At 53.2% G+C, this 17,377-nt stretch carries 16 protein-coding genes; 11 read left to right on the forward strand and 5 right to left on the reverse strand.

The features are described 5' to 3' along the window. Nucleotides 1-26: 26 nt before the first annotated feature. The 6 genes from PGRAT_RS33140 (at nt 27) to PGRAT_RS08750 (ending at nt 8,085) form a co-directional block, all read left to right on the forward strand. A complete protein-coding gene (locus PGRAT_RS33140) occupies nt 27-227 on the forward strand; it encodes a hypothetical protein (protein WP_156124057.1) in 201 nt (66 codons plus the stop codon). A gap of 148 nt (nt 228-375) precedes the next feature. Next, nucleotides 376-1,773 carry an ABC transporter substrate-binding protein gene (locus PGRAT_RS08730; protein ID WP_025705996.1) on the forward strand — a complete coding sequence of 466 codons (1,398 nt, stop codon included), beginning with the start codon at nt 376-378 and terminating at the stop codon, nt 1,771-1,773. A gap of 109 nt (nt 1,774-1,882) precedes the next feature. Continuing rightward, nucleotides 1,883-2,785, forward strand: a complete 903-nt coding sequence (locus PGRAT_RS08735; RefSeq protein WP_025705995.1) for a carbohydrate ABC transporter permease — start codon at nt 1,883-1,885, stop codon at nt 2,783-2,785. A gap of 13 nt (nt 2,786-2,798) precedes the next feature. Beyond that, complete coding sequence (locus PGRAT_RS08740) at nt 2,799-3,635, forward strand: carbohydrate ABC transporter permease (RefSeq protein WP_025705993.1); 837 nt, start codon at nt 2,799-2,801, stop codon at nt 3,633-3,635. 119 nt (nt 3,636-3,754) lie between these two features. Next, nucleotides 3,755-4,756 carry a glycoside hydrolase family 130 protein gene (locus tag PGRAT_RS08745; protein WP_025705992.1) on the forward strand — a complete coding sequence of 334 codons (1,002 nt, stop codon included), beginning with the start codon at nt 3,755-3,757 and terminating at the stop codon, nt 4,754-4,756. 8 nt (nt 4,757-4,764) lie between these two features. Then, nucleotides 4,765-8,085, forward strand: coding sequence for a glycosyl hydrolase (locus PGRAT_RS08750; protein WP_167337223.1), 3,321 nt, complete (start codon nt 4,765-4,767; stop codon nt 8,083-8,085). Here PGRAT_RS08750 and PGRAT_RS08755 read toward each other — a convergent pair. Continuing rightward, the gene (locus PGRAT_RS08755; RefSeq protein ID WP_025703969.1) at nt 8,039-8,569 is read right to left on the reverse strand and encodes a hypothetical protein; all 531 of its coding nucleotides are present in this window, start codon (nt 8,567-8,569) and stop codon (nt 8,039-8,041) included. The genes PGRAT_RS08750 and PGRAT_RS08755 overlap by 47 nt on opposite strands. Before the next feature lie 194 nt (nt 8,570-8,763). Between PGRAT_RS08755 and PGRAT_RS08760 the strand changes: the two genes are divergently transcribed. After that, complete coding sequence (locus PGRAT_RS08760; RefSeq protein ID WP_025703968.1) at nt 8,764-9,789, forward strand: CapA family protein; 1,026 nt, start codon at nt 8,764-8,766, stop codon at nt 9,787-9,789. A 225-nt stretch (nt 9,790-10,014) separates the two neighbouring features. Then, complete coding sequence (locus tag PGRAT_RS08765; protein ID WP_025703967.1) at nt 10,015-11,670, forward strand: DUF6138 family protein; 1,656 nt, start codon at nt 10,015-10,017, stop codon at nt 11,668-11,670. A gap of 42 nt (nt 11,671-11,712) precedes the next feature. Here PGRAT_RS08765 and PGRAT_RS08770 read toward each other — a convergent pair whose 3' ends face one another. The 3 genes from PGRAT_RS08770 to PGRAT_RS08780 all read right to left on the reverse strand — a co-directional run bounded on the left by PGRAT_RS08770 (nt 11,713) and on the right by PGRAT_RS08780 (nt 14,814). Then, nucleotides 11,713-12,918 (reverse strand): ROK family protein, encoded by a 1,206-nt coding sequence (locus tag PGRAT_RS08770; RefSeq protein ID WP_025703966.1) that lies wholly within the window; start codon nt 12,916-12,918, stop codon nt 11,713-11,715. A gap of 193 nt (nt 12,919-13,111) precedes the next feature. Further along, complete coding sequence (locus PGRAT_RS08775) at nt 13,112-13,924, reverse strand: ABC transporter permease subunit (RefSeq protein WP_042266410.1); 813 nt, start codon at nt 13,922-13,924, stop codon at nt 13,112-13,114. Beyond that, nucleotides 13,921-14,814 (reverse strand): ABC transporter ATP-binding protein, encoded by an 894-nt coding sequence (locus tag PGRAT_RS08780; protein ID WP_025703388.1) that lies wholly within the window; start codon nt 14,812-14,814, stop codon nt 13,921-13,923. The genes PGRAT_RS08775 and PGRAT_RS08780 overlap by 4 nt, the downstream gene beginning before the upstream one ends. Before the next feature lie 168 nt (nt 14,815-14,982). Between PGRAT_RS08780 and PGRAT_RS08785 the strand changes: the two genes are divergently transcribed. Continuing rightward, on the forward strand, nt 14,983-15,585 hold the full coding sequence (locus tag PGRAT_RS08785) for a TetR/AcrR family transcriptional regulator (protein WP_025703387.1): 603 nt from the start codon (nt 14,983-14,985) through the stop codon (nt 15,583-15,585). Nucleotides 15,586-15,714: 129 nt separating this feature from the next. Here PGRAT_RS08785 and PGRAT_RS08790 read toward each other — a convergent pair whose 3' ends face one another. Then, entirely contained in the window at nt 15,715-16,170 is a 456-nt protein-coding gene (locus tag PGRAT_RS08790; protein ID WP_025703386.1) for a CBS domain-containing protein, read from the reverse strand. A gap of 135 nt (nt 16,171-16,305) precedes the next feature. On the opposite strand from PGRAT_RS08790, the gene PGRAT_RS08795 reads away from it, so the two are divergent. Together PGRAT_RS08795 and PGRAT_RS08800 are read left to right on the forward strand one after the other, a co-directional pair. After that, nucleotides 16,306-16,740, forward strand: coding sequence for a MarR family winged helix-turn-helix transcriptional regulator (locus PGRAT_RS08795; RefSeq protein ID WP_025703385.1), 435 nt, complete (start codon nt 16,306-16,308; stop codon nt 16,738-16,740). A gap of 88 nt (nt 16,741-16,828) precedes the next feature. Continuing rightward, nucleotides 16,829-17,302: a MarR family winged helix-turn-helix transcriptional regulator gene (locus tag PGRAT_RS08800; RefSeq protein ID WP_025703384.1), complete on the forward strand. Its 474-nt coding sequence runs from the start codon at nt 16,829-16,831 to the stop codon at nt 17,300-17,302. Nucleotides 17,303-17,377 lie beyond the last annotated feature (75 nt).

Consider the following 17,377-nt stretch of genomic DNA (forward strand, 5'->3'; position numbering starts at 1 on the left):
TTGGCTTGCCAGCAGGGGATGAAAAGGTGGAAACAACGGCAGAAATGCCGTTGTGGGCCGCGCAGCCGCCAAGAGTACCGCCGCCGCGCAGCCGCCAAGAGTGCCGGGCCGCGCAGCCGTCAAGAGTGCCGCCGCCGCGCAGCCGCCAGCGCCAATGCCGCCGGGCGCAGCCCCGGCCGCCCGGCGTATTTCAATGTGCGAATCCACGGGGATGGATGATCCGCTGATGCAGCGGGGGTTCAGCCCCGTTTGGCATGAGTTCAACAGATTTCTGCCCTTAATGTGGGTTTACCCGCATTATGCAGCGGGATGGACTGCCCTATAATCAGGGTGTAAGGCAAACACAGCTTTGAACATTTAAGGGGGCTAACAGAAATGAAGAAACAACTGCTTCTGGCTTCACTAAGCACGGTGCTGGCATTCGGCCTGGCTGCTTGCGGCAACTCCAATACCGCTGAAAATTCCGGAGAGGCATCAAATGCGGGGAAAGCGTCAGACTCGGGAGCGGCATCGGGGGAAAAGACCAAAATCACCTACTGGACAGGTGACCGCCATGACGCCGAATTTGTGAAAGAGAAGGTAGCCGAGTTCAACGAAACGAATACCGACGGCATTGAGGTTGAGCTGGTCGTCAAAGGTGACGATTTCGATACTGCCTTGGATCTGTCCTTTCAGACTGCCGATTCTCCGGACGTGATCCGGGTGAAAGAGAACACCATCGGCACTTTTTATAAAAAAGAGTATCTTGCTCCAATTGACGAGTATCTGTCAGATGAGATGAAGGCGAAATTTCCCGAAATGGTTGATTTGAATACTTTTGACGGTAAACGCTACAGCCTGCCCAACTACGGAACGACGATGCGCCTGATCTATAACAAGGATCTGTTCGCCAAAGCGGGGATTGCCAAACCGCCTACTACCTTGAAGGAACTGGTGGATACCGCCAAAAAGCTGACAGAAGCAGGAAAAGCGGATGGCGCCTATGGCTTCGCCCAGAATTTCAAAAGTCCAAACAGTGCCCTTGGACGCTCGGCCCGGGTTATTGCTGAATTGAGCGGCTTCGGCGGCTTTGGTTATGACTTTGCAACAGCGCGTTATGACTTCAGCGGCTTCAAGCCGATTATCGAGGCCTTCAAGCAGATCAAGGACGACGGCAGCATGCTGCCGGGCGTGGAATCGCTGGACATTGATCCGCTGCGGGCGCAGTTCGCCGAAGGCAAGATCGGGATGTACCTCAGCTACTCCTCAGAGCCGGGAGTTTACAGCACACAGTTCCCGGCCAAAATTGACTGGGCTGCGGCACCCGCTCCGACGATTGACGGCAATGTCAAGGGCGCTTCCGGCTTCCTCGGCGGACAATGGCTGGCACTGAGCTCCAAGTCTAAGCATAAAGATGCTGCCTGGAAGTTCATGGAGTTCATGTACAGTGATCAAGTGCTGACATCCTATCAGGAAAAAGGCTTTGGCATCTCGATGGTTCCTTCCATCAGCGCTACAGCCAAAACCCCGGAAGTTAACGGTATTGAAGGTTTCCTGCCGAACCGGAATGACGGCGTTTGGCCGGTGTATCCGTCCGTAGCGCCGGAAGGCATGAAATCGGATGATGCTTTCTTCAAATACATGCTGAACGGCGGAGATTTGGATGCTGCCATCTCCGATCTGAATAAGCGCTACAACGCTGCGCTGGATGACGCGATCAAGAATGACGGCCTGAAAGCTGAACCGGACCCAAGCTTTGATCCGGCGGCGCTTGCCGGTAAATTTGCCAAATAAGTTAGAACAAGCTAATCCGGGCATTCATAGAGATGACCCAAGGATGGGGGGTCCCCCCCCCCATCCTCACCGGTCTAATGTAAGAGAGGAAAGGAGTCTGGAAGAAGCCATGAACAAAACCAAGAATGCCGCTTTTGCCTACAGCTTTCTGCTGCCGAGCGCACTGCTCACGCTGGTGCTGGGAATTTACCCGATTGCCTGGGCATTCCGCTACATGTTCTACAATTACAAGGGTTATGGAACCGCCCGGTTTATCGGCCTCGATAATTTCAGCCGGATTTTGCGCGACGCAGAGTTTTGGGACTCGGTCGTGAATACATTTGTGTATGCGGGAGGCAAGCTGCTGCTCTCGATCCCGCTGTCCCTGCTGCTGGCGGCGATTCTAAACCGCAAGATCAGGGGGAGACAGCTGCTGCGGGCAGTCTTTTTCATGCCAACAGTAATCAGTACAGCCGTCATGGCTGTGGTCTTTTTCACCATTTTCAATTCATACAACGGAATTCTGAACCAGTTCCTGATCAAATTTAACATTTCATCCTCGGGCATTGACTGGCTGGGACCCAAACATGCCATGCTTACGGTCATTCTGGTGGCGGTGTGGGGTGCGGTCGGCAACTACATGCTGCTGTTCCTGGCCGGTTTGCAGAATATTCCCGAGGATGTTTATGAGAGCTCTTCGTTGGATGGAGCCAATAAAATACAGCAGTTCCGCTTCATCACCCTGCCGATGCTGGGACCTGTGCTGCAGATGGTCATCATGCTGGCGATCATCAACGCGCTGAAGGGCTATGAGAGCATAATGGTACTCACCGAAGGCGGCCCTGCCGGTAAAACGGAAGTAATGTTCCTTTACCTGTATAAGCTGTTCTTTCCGGTCGGCGGCAGCTCAGCCTCTACCCAGGTGCAGGAGTTTGGATATGGCAGTGCAGTCGCGTTCGTTTCTGCAGTTATCGTGGGAATGATTTCGTTGATCTATTTCTACGCCTCCAGACGAATGAATCGGATCGATTGAGGAGAGATGTGACATGAGAACAAAAGAGATAACGGGAAAGACGGTTTTATGGATCTTTTTGCTGGCACTCGCCTTTGTAACCTTGATCCCTGTTGTGATTACCATACTCGGTTCTTTCAAAACAAATATTGAACTGACCACAGGCGCCACCGTTCTGCCAAGCAAGTGGCATTTCTCCAACTACGCCAATGCCTGGGACAAAGCCAATTTCTCGACCTATACAATGAACAGTCTGATTGTGTCGCTGACCACGGTGGCCGGTACGCTGCTGGTAGCGTCCATGGCGGCTTATGTGGTAGACCGGATGGATTTTTTCGGCAAAAAAATCTATATCGGCATGCAGTCATTCACCATGTTTGTCGCCGTAGGTGCGGTGGTGCTGCGTCCGCAGTTCGATCTGATGGTCAAGCTGCATCTGCACAGCTCACTGTGGGGCGTCATTCTGATTCTGATCTCCGCGCATGCTTCGATCTTTTTTATCCTGCTAAGCTTCATGAAAGGCATTCCGCGTGAGCTGGACGAAGCCGCACGGATCGACGGCAGTTCGCTGGGCCGCACCTTTTGGACTATTATCCTGCCGCTGCTGGGTCCCGGCCTGGGTGTTGGTGCGCTGTTCACCTTCCGCGGCGCGTGGAATGAATACCTGCTGCCGCTCGTGTTCACGATGACGAAGCCGGAGCTGCAGACGCTCACGGTTGGCCTGGCGAACCTGAAATACGGCATTTCCGCAGCCTCGCAGACCCACTATATGATGGCCGGTGCCTGCCTGTCGATTTTGCCGATTCTGGTAGCTTATGTGTTTGCCAATAAATCCTTTATGCAGATGACGGCAGGCTCCCTGAAGGGATAGGAACGCCCCGGGTATCCGCTGACATTACTATCAACCATCAATACTACATCTAACAAGGATAATAGAACTATTAATTAGACTCTGACGATATTACAAGTACTAATCAGGAGGTTTACAACATGACCGTTCAGGTTCCCTCAATCCTTACATCCAGTCCGCTGATTCAGCGCTATCCTGGCAATCCTGTTCTGGATGCGTCCAAGGTCCCCTATCCTACAGCGCTAGTGTTCAATGCTGGCGTGACCAAATTTAAAGGCAAGTATGTCATGGTGTTCCGTAACGATTACGGCTCGCTTGCCGATCAGACCATTGAGCCGCATCACACCACCGACCTCGGGATCGCCTTCAGCGATGACGGAATCCACTGGGAGGCCAGTCCTAAGAAATGCTTCAAGCTGCATGACGAAGAGATTATCCGCGCCTATGACCCGCGCCTGACGGTGATCGGGGACCGCTGCTATATGTGTTTTGCCGTGGATACCCATCATGGCATCCGGGGCGGGATTGCGGTGACGGATGATTTTGAGGAGTTTGAGATCCTCAGCCTGTCGTCGCCTGATCTGCGCAACATGGTGCTGTTCCCGGAGAAAATCGGCGGTAATTACGTCCGCCTGGAACGCCCGTTCACCGTGTACAGCCGGGGCGGGCAGGACCGCTTTGATACCTGGATTTCGGAATCCCCGGATTTGAAATATTGGGGCAATTCCGACCTGCTGTTCGCTGTGGAGCATGTGCCGTTCGCCAATGACAAGGTGGGACCTGCCGCGCCTCCGGTGAAGACGGACAAGGGCTGGCTGACGACTTTCCATGCGGTGGATATTGACCCGTCACGCGGCAAGCACGGCTGGGAGCCTGCCTGGAAGAAGCGGTATACCGCAGGCATCATGCTGCTGGATCTGGAGAATCCCAAAAAGATTCTCGGCATGTATAAACAGCCGTTGCTCGCACCAGAGACCAGCTATGAAATTGACGGCGGCTTCCGCAACAACGTTATTTTTCCGGGCGGAATGATTCTGGAGGATAACGGCGAGGTCAAAATCTACTACGGCTCTGCGGATACGATTGAATGCCTTGCTACCGCGCATGTAGATGATCTGATCTCCCTATGCCTGAAAGGCTGATGAACAGCATGACTAACGGGGAAACGAACGGCCGGTCGAACCGGATAACGAACAGGCTGACGAATCTGTGGGATGAACTGAAGAACCCGCCTGCCGCATACCGCTCCGTTCCGCTCTGGTCCTGGAATGACCGGCTGGAAAAAAAGGAGCTGGAGCGGCAGATTGAAGAGATGCACCTGGCGGGAATCGGCGGCTTCTTCATGCATGCCCGGGGCGGGCTGCAAACGCCGTACATGGGCGAAGAATGGATGGAGGCCATCCGCACTTCGATTGAGAAAAGCCGCGAGCTGGGGATGAATGCCTGGTTCTATGACGAGAACGGTTGGCCCAGCGGTTTTGCAGACGGGAAGGTTCCCGCCAAAGGGCTGGACTATCAGCAGAAACGGCTGGTTTGTGAACAGGCTCCCTTTCAGGATGTTCCAGCGGAACGGATCATCGGCTGGTACGCCGCTGGAGCGGAGGGAGAAGCGGGCTACCGGCTGCTGCCCCCGGGTGAAGAAGCCCATGCTGATCTTCGAATCTGCTATGATGTGAATCCTTACTATACGGATACGCTCAGTGCTATGGCTGTAAAAGAATTTATCGACACCACTTATGAGCGCTACTGGAGGCAATTTGGAGAAGAATACGGCAGGGAGCTGAGCGGTGTATTCACGGATGAGCCCCAGTTCGGCCGGGGCGGGCTGCCTTGGTCTTTTGAGCTGGAGGAGGTGTTCAGTACAAGACATGGCGGCAACTTGAAGGAGGTTCTGCCATCCCTCTTCTTGGAAACGGAGAACTGCAGTGCGGCCAGATATGCTTACTGGGAGACCGTAACCTTTATGTTCACGCAGGCCTACGCCAAGCAAATCGGGGACTGGTGCGCAGACAAGGGCTGGTCGGCGACCGGACATGTCGTTGATGAGCAGGAGCTGATGCACCAGGTGACCTCTGTCGGCGATCCGATGGCCTTCTATGAGCATCTGCAGATTCCCGGCTGCGACTGGCTGGGCCGGTTCGTCGGAACCGATGCCATGGTGCCGAAGCAGGTCAGCTCGGTGGCCCGCCAGCTCGGCAAAAAGCGGACGGTCACCGAGAGCTTCGGCTGCTCCGGCTGGAACGTCAGCTTCGCGGACCTCAAGCGAATTGGCGAGTGGCAGTTTGTGCACGGCATCAATCTGATGTGCCAGCATTTGCAGGGGTACTCCTTAAGAGGGCTGCGCAAGCGGGATTACCCGCCGTCCCTGTTCTATCAGCAGCCGTGGTGGAGTGACTATAAAGGCTTCAACGACTATTTTGCCCGGCTGTCCCTGCTGCTGTCCGAAGGCACCGGCCAGGCGGAGGTGCTTCTGCTGCATCCGGTGCGCACAGCCTGGACGCTGCAGCGCGGCGCAGATTATTCCGCTGTGATCCCTTATCATGACGCATTCGCCCGGCTCGCCAGATGGCTGTGCCAAAGCCTGATTGAGCACGACTATGGCAGCGAGGGCATTATCGCCGGACATGGCCGGGTCAGCGGCGGCAGCTTCATAGTCGGCGAAGCGGCATACCGCGTAGTGATAGTGCCGCCAAGTGTGACGGTGGGCCGGCATACGGCAGAGCTGCTTCGGGAATTTTCTGCGCAGGGCGGGACGCTGATTGCTTTTGAGCCTTATCCGGTACTGGTTGACGGGCAGGAGGATGCAGAGTTCGCACGCTTCATGCAGGCAGCTGTCCTGCCGGAATGGAGCGGCGAAGCATTGTGCCGGGCGGTGTCTGCCGGGGTTGGACCATTCCTCCGTATTTCCGGCGGGAACGGGGAACGTGTTGCTGCGGATACACTCAATGTGCGGACGCTGGAGCTTGCAGGTTCGATTCTGCATTATGTGGTGAACTCCGGCACGGAGTTCTACCCGCTGCTGAATATACAGCTGACCCGCCAGGGCATAGTTTCACTGGTTGATCTGGAAACCGGAGAGATCCGTCCGCTGGAGCAGGAGCAGGTGCAGGTGGTGCAGAAGCAGAGGGGGCAGGAACTACAGCCACAGGGCGTGCGCCTGCAGCTCCCGCTGCATCCCGGCCAATCCTATATGCTGAAGGTTGATCCGCTCCCGGATTCAGCTTCGTTTGCCGAGGACAACAAGGCGGTTGCATCTGAGGGGCCCGGAGAGGACTCGGCAAACCAAGATGTTGTAGCAGTGAGACCGGCGGATATTAGGGAGCATGCAGATATGCGGGCAGCAGCGGCAGTGAAGCTGGGGCATGCCGGGGAAGAGCGAAGTGTGCGGGAACAAACGGTCCATCAAGAACGTTCGCAGATAGTGCTTGCCGCAGATTGGGAAATTGTACATGCCGGTCTCAACAGCCTGACGCTGGACAACGCACGCCTTCGTGTAGATGGCGGCGAATGGTCGGAGCCGCAGCCTGTGATTTTTATCCAGGAACAGCTGCTGGCTTATGGCCGGACGGTGACGGCGGAACTGGAATTTGCATTTGCAGTCAGCTTCGATACCACGAGGCAGCGGGAGATGTATCTCGTAATCGAACGGCCGGACGAGCTGGAGATTGAGCTGAACGGGGCCAGGGTAGAGACGGCCGGCAGCGGCTGGTGGCAGGATATCTCGTTCAGAACGATCGACATTAGCGGCCTGGCGGCTACAGGCCGGAACACGCTGGTTCTGCGAATGGAATTCCGCAGCTCGCAGGAAATTTCGGAGCGGCTGGCGCGGGCCAGGGCGTTTGAAGCAGAAGGCAACAAGCTGACGATTGATCAAGAGCTGGAAAGCATCTATCTGCTCGGCGATTTTGGAGTCCATTCCAGCTCAGGGTTCACGGACGGGGAGCGGAGCGCTGTATGTACAGAAGGGCCTTTTCAATTGACGGAACCGGCCCGGCGGGTACAGACGGGGGATTTGACCCGTCAGGGTTTTCCGTTCTTCTCCGGCAGCCTCCGTATACGGCAGACGCTGGCACTTGATGCAGCGCAAGCTTCGGATGCGCAATGGTTTTTTCAAGCCCCCCCTGACGCAATAGTAACCAAGCTGTTCATCAACGGATTGGAGGTGCGCAGCTTCCTGTGGGAGCCGTATCACGCAGACATTTCTTCTTTTTTGCACAGCGGGAGCAACGTCATTGAACTGGAGATGACGGGCAGCTGCCGTAATCTGCTGGGACCGCATCATCATATCAAAGGTGAAGTTTACAAGGTTGGGCCGGACAGCTATAAGGATAAGCCGGGCTGGACCGACAAGGACCTGGATAAGGATACGCATGTGTATCAGACGCGGTACGCTTTTGTGAAGTTTGGACTGGCTGCTTCTCCGCTCATCGATGTAGAGCAGCCTCCCTTTGCCGATTTTTCAATTCTTTAGCCAGCTTGGAGCTGCGGAATCCCTTTTGACGGATAAATTCTTTAATTTCACTAATGCTCATAAAAGACAGCCGGACATGATAATAGTTGATATACTCCACCAGCGCAAAAAGATACAGGAACAAGCACCAATACCGCTCCACCGAACGTGATACCATCAGATCTAGCTGAATCAGGAGTGCAATGGCAAGGAAGGCCAGATTGCATTTCCGGAACCGGCTGAACCATCGCAGCTGCCGGGCAGGCAGAGCCGAATAATCCTTGCGCCGGACCTGTTTCCACTTGAAGAACCAGTAATAGCTGCCTTGGAGCAGAATGAACTCCAGCACAACAAAGATGAAAACAGACGATAAAGAAGCTAAGTAGGCCGCTGCCCAGTCAAACATTAGCAGATATAATACCCAGAGCACGGCAAACATAATGACAGCAAACAGTTCGCCGGTAAATAGACTGTACAATTTTTGGGCGATGTGTTTTTTTCGCATATTGTCCCCGTTTCCATAATGAACTATAATTCTCATTCTAAGACAATTAGCAGCCTGATGCCACCTGGAAATCGCAGGGGAGGACGAACTGGAGATGAATGTGGAAGTGTACGGAGAAGCATCGTAATCTGAGTAGATTAACCCATATCAGCTTTCTGTCATATCCTATGGAAAAAGCCAAAAGGGTGAATGGAATGACGGAAATACAAATAGCTGCTGTGGGAGACCTTATGGTCAAACGGTATATTATTTCGGAGGCCAGACAGTCTGACGGCACCTATTCGTTCGACCCCTTGTTTGCGAAGGTGGCTCCATATCTGAAACAGGCAGATCTGACGATCGGAAATCTTGAAACCACCTTTGCCGGAAACGGGCCAAACTCCCGGAGAACGCTACGGTCTTCCGGCCCGATATTCAAGTGCCCGGATGAACTGGCCCCGGCGCTAAAAAAAGCCGGGTTTGATGTCTTAGTAACGGCAAACAATCACTGTATGGATTATGGGGTCCCGGGTCTGATCCGGACGCTGCATGTACTGGACCGCCATGGCCTCAGCCATACCGGTACCTCCAGGTCATTGGAAGAATCCAGGCAAGTTCTGATCCAGAACGTAAAAGGGATTAAGATCGGAATCCTCTCCTATACGGCAGGAACCAACAGGATTCCCGTACCGGCGGGCCGGCCATGGCTCGTCAACCGGATTGATACCGCCAAAATCAGCCGGGAAATCCGGGAATTAAAAAAGAAGGCCGATCTGGTTTTGCTGTATATGCATTTTGGAAACGAATATCACTATACGCCCAACAAGAGGCAAAAACAGCTGGTAAACCTCTTCTTTAAAAATGGCGCCAACATCATTCTGGGATCTCATCCGCATGTTCTCCAGCCCATGGAATCCCGGGGAAAGAAAAAATTTGTGATTTATTCGCTGGGTAACTTTGTGTCTACTAAACTTATGAATATTCCTTATACACAAAGCGGAATCATTCTTAATCTCACCATTCAAAAGGATCCAAAAGGACACACGAATATCACCAGCGTCAATTACATCCCGACCGGCGTGGACCGGAGAATGACAAGCGGCGGCAGAAGTACTGAGATTGTCCCTCTCCGCGATGTATTGAAGCCGGGCGTTTCAGATCGGACGGGCCGGCGGAATAATCTGAATCGGATGTTGAACCATACCGAGTCCATTCTGAAGAGGGAAAAGAGCCGTCATTAACATCCACCGGTCTGCTCACCGGAACATCATTGTTTGATAAAACAGCGGTAGTCCAGGACGTTATTGTCCGTGGCTGCCGCTGTTCCTGTTAAGGGTGGAGAATAACGGTCTGTCCGCCTAATTGTCCTGTCTGCCGGAACAGGCTATGATAATAGGTAACCCGCGGCTAGCCGTATGGGAGCGCAAAAAAAATCTTACCTCTGCATAAAGGAGCTTTGGATGAATATGGATCACACACTGGAAGCGCTTTTAGACGAAATGAAACAGGAGATTGACCAATGGGTAGCCTATATTAGCAATATCGACGCGGAAAAAATCGTGAAACGCACCCCGCTGCAGGTGGGGATTCACGGTCATGCTCTGCTCGAATATGCCAGGGGCAGGGTGGACGTGACGGATGGGGAGCTCGATTTAACGATGCCGGAAGGCAAGGGCGGCCCCAACGAGTGGCTGACCGGGGAACAAGTGCGGGAGCAGATCGTCCCTGAGCTTGCTTCCTACATGCAGCATAAATTGAACGGGATGCCGCCGGCAATAATCGATTATCAATTTACTTTTAACGGCAAGTTCCGGGTGCGGGAAGGCGGGGTCAACGTCCGTATTCTTGAATACGTCGACGAGACGAAGAAGAAACTGCTGCTGGACCGAATCTCCGCCTATATCGGGAATAAGCTCGAAGCGGGACAATATCCGACCAAACCCTTGGAGACGTTTTTCCTGTCCAGGCATCTGTTGGATGAGGGACTGTTTCCGGAGGCGGACCCTGGCCGGATCATTTCTGTTTTCGAGAACATTCAACAATTGAATAAAGGAAACAAACATCTAGCCGAGCACCGGAATCATCTGAGCGGGGCTTTGCGGAATTGGGTGGAGAACCATTGGTTGCCCCGTTATTTCGATAATACAGGAACAGAGTGGCAGAAAGTATACAAGAAAAAAAGCGATGCCCGGCTGGACAATACCGAGCAAGGTCTAGTCGAACTGGTCCTTTATTCCGCAATCCTGATTCTGAAATATGATCCTTCCTATAGCAGAAGTGCGGGGCTGGCGATGTTGAATTGCGCTGTCGAGTTGGGAAGCGCCCGGGCCAAACGTCTGACTGTGGAAGGCAGCGGAACGTTCGCCCGGGAAGATATCAGCCTTCGTGATGAATTTGCGGAATGCACAGCCAACGATGTGTTTGCCGAAGTGACCATAGCCATTAAGCAAGAAACGGAGGAGAGCTACGCACGTGCGCTCCGGTTTCTTACCCGCTTGCTAAGCTTGGGTTTCCCTAAGAGCTATCAAATCAAGCTGAAGTCCTCCGTCAAACAATGGCTGCCGGTCAAAGGATTGGCCAAGTCGGGCACGCACCGTTTCTTTGCCAACGCTTTGGAGTATCCGAAACTGCATCCTTTGCTGGAGGAGTACGCCGGGGTGGCGATGGAAACCTTCGAATGGTATACGGATACGGAAGGGGAAAAAAGCTGCATGCCGGGCAGTTATGCGGTCTTCGGCCTTGGACTCGCGGATCGGGCTTATTTTCCATTAGTAGAACAATATATGGAGAAGGTCGACGAAGAACACCAGTCCGTTCAGAACGGCTTCACGGTAGCTTTGGCCGGACGGCATGGCGTTAACGCGGAGACCATTTCTACGCTGGTGAAGTGCATGCTGCATAGCGGCGATTCGATGAAGCTGAAGATCGGTGCCGAGCTGGCAGACGACAGGCATCTCAGGCTGCTGATAGATCAAGTTCGCGGTCTTAAACGCCATGAAGTGGAGCATATCGTATACTTGGTCTGGGGCGGAACGGACAAGCTGAAAAGAATCGCCGGAAAAGCCGAAGGGGAGCGGGGGAAATGGCTCTCCGAGCTGGCGCAGGCCGCCAGCCGCGGCTAACCTTGGTGATGTTCGTACGGATTTGGGGGGATCACACCATCCTCAACCGGTAAGCTGATTCAGTATGAGGGCGGCCGCCCCGGCGGCGACGGCTGTGTCGCTTAAGCTGCCCTGAGTGAAGCGGACCTTGTATTGCTCCCGGTAATAGGTCCTTTCGAGGGCTGTCCTTGTGGCTTCCTGAAAGAAAAAATCCGCAGCCGAGAACAGGGGGCCGCCCAGAATGACTTCCTCCGGATGGAGAACATTAATCAGATTGGCCAGACCAATGCCGCAATAGGCCGCAGCCTGCCCGAATATGCCATTTACCACGGAATCCCCGGCCTGCAACGCTTCAATTAAATGTGCAAATTCAATGTCCTCCGGGCGGTCGGCCAGCTCACGGAGCAAGGTGGGTCTGCCGCGTTTCCATTCCTCCCGGGCCTGCATTTCCAGGGTGCGGATAGAAACATAGGATTCCCATGCGCCGGAATTGCCCCCCGGCACGCTGGAAGGAACGCCGGAGCTCTCAATGATCATCTGGCCGACAGCCCCTTCCGTGTCGATGACACCATAAAGAATCCGGCCTTCGTTCATAATCGCAGAGCGCAGCCCGATCCCGGCATGGAGATAGAGCAGCTGATGCTGCCGCCGGTCGCCGCTGGCCCAATATTCGCCAAGCAGTGCGGTATTGGCTCCATTATCCAGACACACCGGCACATCAAGAAGCTGCTCCAGCCGTTCTCTGACCGGCACCTGCGACCAGCCCGGAGCTGCAAAGCCGGCTGGCTGCAGAATCGTTCCTTCCTTGCGGTCCAAGGGGCCGACGGCTCCGATACCAAGCCCGATAACTTGGCTGATGTCAATGGAGGTTTGCTCCAGCATGTGCAGCACCTGGGCATGAACCGATTCGATCAGGCGTTCCGGCGTGGCATGTTCATCCATAGTCCATGAATATTCATCCAGGAGATTTAGATGGAGATCAGCAAGCACAAGCTTGGAAAACGTCCGGGAGATTTCCAGGCCGAAGACATAGCCATAGGTTGGATTAGTTTCATACAGGGTGGGCCGTCTGCCGCCCGTAGATTCCCCGAAGCCTACCTCCAGCAGCAGGTTCTGGGCAAGCAGCTCGTCAAGAATCCGGGTCAAGGTGCTGACAGTCAGGCCGCTTTCCTCCAGCAGTGTTTGTTTGGATACGGTCCCTTTTTTTCGGACAGATAAGTACATATCTTTGGTTCTGGAATTAGGAATAAGTTCATGAATAGGCAGCACAAGGGTCTCTCCTTATTAATAAGTATCCCGATCAGGTAAAGAGGTCAATTCTAAACCTGATCTTACAATGACACAAAAAGGAGGGGGCCGCAACTGAACGTTACATTTCAGCAAAAGAAGCGCCCCTCCGGCCATGGCCGGAGGGGCGTGCTGCCCGGTGCAGACGCTGCTTAAGCAGCGCCATCTGATTCACTTACAGCGGCAGGTCCCGCCGCCGGAAGATCTGGATGCCTGCGGCAAAAGCCGCAAGGCCGATCAGCAGCAGCCAGAGACAAATCTGCGTAACTTCGGCTGTGCCCTGCACAATATGGGCGGGGCGGTAGAAGCTGAACAGGGTGAAGTAGCGCAGCACGTCGAGCTTGCCGCTGATTTTGCCTAGCAGGTCGAGTGTGAAGAAGCCGAAAGTGACCACGCCGGAGATTCCAAGTGCCTTCTTCTCGTCATTGCAGGCGCAGGAGATCAGAAAGCACAGTCCGCCAATAGCAAAAAACAACAGAAAGGCCACTGTATTCAGCTGGGTGAAGCGGCCCATGTCGAATTCATATTTGGTGCCGAGAAACCAGCTTTTTCCGGCAAACCCCGACAGCAGGGTAACCGCCAATATAATGAAGAGAGAGGTGACCAGCACCATGCCTTGCGTGAAGGCCACCTTGCGGCGCGTGGTCGGAGTGGCCAGCAGATAGGCCATGGACCCCCGGTCCACAAGCCGGGCGATTAGCTGGGTGGAGAGCTGTACGGAGACGATGGACAGGATCAGAACCAGAATAAGCCCGTAATATTCCCCGGAGATAAAAGCCTCGGCGCTTGCGAAGCCGCTGTTCAGCCCGAACGCATTGCCTACGCCTTCCGGCATTGCCTTGACCAGTTCATCTATGGCTGCTGTACTGCCGCCCAGACCGGGATACAGCCAGATCATGAACAGCATATAAAAGGCTGAACCCATGGCGTAATTCAAAATCCCCTTCAAATTGACCCGCATCATTTCTTTATAGAGTGAAAAGTTCATTCTGCATTCACCTCGCGGTCCCGGTCATAATAGTTCATGAAAATGTCCTCCAGATTCTGCGTAGAGATGTCGATGCTGCGTACGGCATATCGGGCCAGCTCCTGTGTAAATGCCGCATAATCGCCCTGAATGGCGATCCGTACCCGGTTGCCCTCATGCGATTCGACCTGCAGTCCCGAAGCGGCAAACTGCGCGGCATCCTCCTGTGCTGCAAAGACTACTTCAAACAGCTTGCGCTGCATGGACTGCAGCTCGTGGATATTTTTGACGGTGACAATCCGGCCGTCCTTGATAATCGCCGCCCGGTCGCAGGTGCGTTCAATCTCCTGAAAGCTGTGCGAGGACATCAGAAAGGTGGTTCCCGCTGCTTTTTCCTCCAATACCAGCTCAATAAATACCCGCTGCATCAGCGGGTCCAGACCGGAGGTCGGCTCATCCAGAATAATGAGCTTCGGGCTGTGCATGAAGGCGGCCACAATGCCGACCTTCTGTTTCATGCCTTTGGACATTTTGCGGATCGGTGTGGCGGCATCGAATTGCAGGCGCTGGATCAGGCGGTCACGCTTGGAGGTGTCCTTCACTCCCTGCATCGAGGTCATGAAATTAAGAAAGCTTGTGCCGGTCATACCGTCGATAAAGTTAATCTCTCCCGGCAGATACCCGGTCAGCTTCTGCACCGTTCCCTGTCCCTTCCAGGCATCGAGCCCGCCGATGGTTACTGAACCACGATCCGGCTGCATGAACCCCATAATATGCCGGATGGTTGTGGATTTCCCTGCCCCGTTCGGTCCCAGGAATCCGAACACCTCGCCTTGATGAACTGTGAATGATACATTGTCAATGCCTCTGCCATTTGAAAACCGCTTGCTGAGCCCTTCAACCTTCAGCATGACGCCACCTCCGCAACAAATGATGAAATATTATCGCTTGATTATTTCATATGTTATAATAGTCCCGGGATTACGCGAAGTCAATATAATTATGAAATTATTTATATTTTATATTTCATTATTTTTGGAATAGCATATTTTCTATACAAGCCGCTTAGGAGGACGAAGATGAACGGTTTTGAGAAGAGAGCAGCCCTGATCAAAAATAAAATCATGAAGTCAACGATGGAGCTGCTGAAGACATGGGAGCTGAAACGTCTGCGAATCGCCGATATTGCCAAGGCGGCAGGGGTGTCCCAGGTGACGATTTATAATTATTTTGGCAGCAAGGAGGCGCTGATCAGCGAGTCCTTCAAGGATTTTGTGGAGGAATCCCTTCTGGAGTTCGAAGAAGAGATGCGGCAGCAGAAAACCTTGAAGGAGCGGATTACTTATTTTATTTTTAAGGATAAGGAAACCTACTCTACCCTGGATCCTGCGCTTGTCAAAGAGATCATGTTCGACGATCAGGCCATGTACCAGTATATCCAGCAGCAGTATGATGACAGGGTCATGCCACTGATGGTCCAAATGGTGGAGGAAGGCAAGGCCAGCGGAGAAATTTCGCAAAAGGTGTCCGTGGAAGCGGTGATGGTGATGATCCAGATGTATATCAAGAGCTCCGGGGAAATGCTGGAGAGTGTGGCGAATCATAAGGACAAGGAGAGTTTCCTGGATGAGCTGTTCCATATCTTTTTCTATGGGCTGTGCGGCCGGGAGCCGGAGGAATAAGGAAGAGGCCTCTAGCGTGTGGAGTGCGGGGTTAACATGAAACAGGAAAAGCTGAAGCGGCTCCGGCTGAACAGGTACATCTGTTGACAGGCAGCCGGAGACCGCACCGGCCGGAAGGCCCGATCCGGGTTAGAGCAGGGTTTTAAAGCTATGGCGGATGACATCGCCGCGGCTGATAATGCCGACAAGGACCCGGTTCCGCTCGACCGGGACTTTTTTGATCTGTTTTTTGCCGAGAATGGTTGCAATTCTTTCAATATCTTCGTCCCAGGGAACGGTGATGACCTTCTTCTTGGCGATTGCCATTACATTCAGGTCCAGCAGTCTGCGGGTACGCTCCTCGAACTCCTCATTATCACCCACGAATACATTGATCTGAAAAAAAGAATCGACGATCAGATCTTCATGTCTGCCGATATAACGCATGATATCCCCATCGCTTAAATAGGCGACAATTTCATTTCTATCATTGACCACAGGCATGCCGCTGATCCGGAACTGAATACAGCGTTCGATAAAGGTCCGCACCGTATCGGCTTCCTTGACTTTGTATACTTGCCTGATCATAAATTCATGAGCTTTCATAATGTCCCTCCACAGCTTATCATTCCGGAAAATAACTTGTATAATGAAAGTATATACTTGTATTATACAAGCGGGGATGGTAATGTCAATGATCATAATATATAGATTCAACTTGAGAAGAAAGGATACAACTTCATGAACAATACAGTTGACGTCATTGAACTGGAAATGGCGATTCTGGTGCGCCGCCTGGTTTCAATGACCACTTATAAAAAAATCGGCAACCTGGACCGCTCCGCCTATCTGCTGCTGTATCAAATCGACTCCCACGGCTCGGCCGGGGTGAAGGCGCTGTCCGATGAATTCCACTTGGATATTTCCACGGTCAGCAGACAGGCGGCAGCGCTTGAGCAAAAAGGGTATGTAAGGCGTATCCCTGACCCGGTTGACGGGCGGGCTTATTCGCTGGAGATGACGGAAGCGGGCCTCGAAGTGCTGAACGAGAACAAGAAGGCGCGGCAGGACAGCATCGGCAAAATGCTCAGCAGCTGGAGCGAGGGGGAACGTGTGATTTTTGGAGAATTATTGCGGAAATTTAATGCGGCCATTCTTGAAGAAGCATCAGAATAAGACGAGCCTGCCCCTGTGCGCGGCGATTTTTTTTACGAAGCGTTTAGGCTATAATTACTAATGATAATTGAGCATATGAGGTGTACCGATGACAGACGAAATGGACAGCTATGAGAATATTGATGCTTTAATTGAAGCGTTCCAGCAATTTTCCCGGTTGAACTGGCGCAGGAACTCCATATCCAGTCTGAAGCCAAGCGAGCTCCGGATGCTGGTATCGATCAGACAGGGAAATGAACGGGAGGGCAGAAAAGGACAGACCGTCTCCGACCTCAGCAAGCAGCTTAAGGTTACTTCTCCCACGGTTACCCAAATGGTCAATAGTCTGATTTCCCAAGGATACGCCCTCCGCACTACAGATGCCCAGGACCGCCGGATCAGCGAGATTACGCTGACGGACCGGGGGGAGCGCCTGGCAGAGCTGGTGATGGTGAGAACTCATGAAACCTTTAAAGGAATGATTGATTATCTGGGCAAGGAGCCGAGCGACACCCTTAGGCAGCTGTTGAACGGCGTCTATGAATATTTTGAACAGTTGAACAACCGGCAGGACGAATTTTAACCCCCGCATATATGAAAAAGAGATGTCCCGCAGCTTACGCTGTTGAGGGACATCTCTCCCGAAAGACTGCCATCC

The sequence above is a fragment of the Paenibacillus graminis genome, from assembly GCF_000758705.1.
Lineage (GTDB): Bacteria > Bacillota > Bacilli > Paenibacillales > Paenibacillaceae > Paenibacillus_AQ > Paenibacillus_AQ graminis.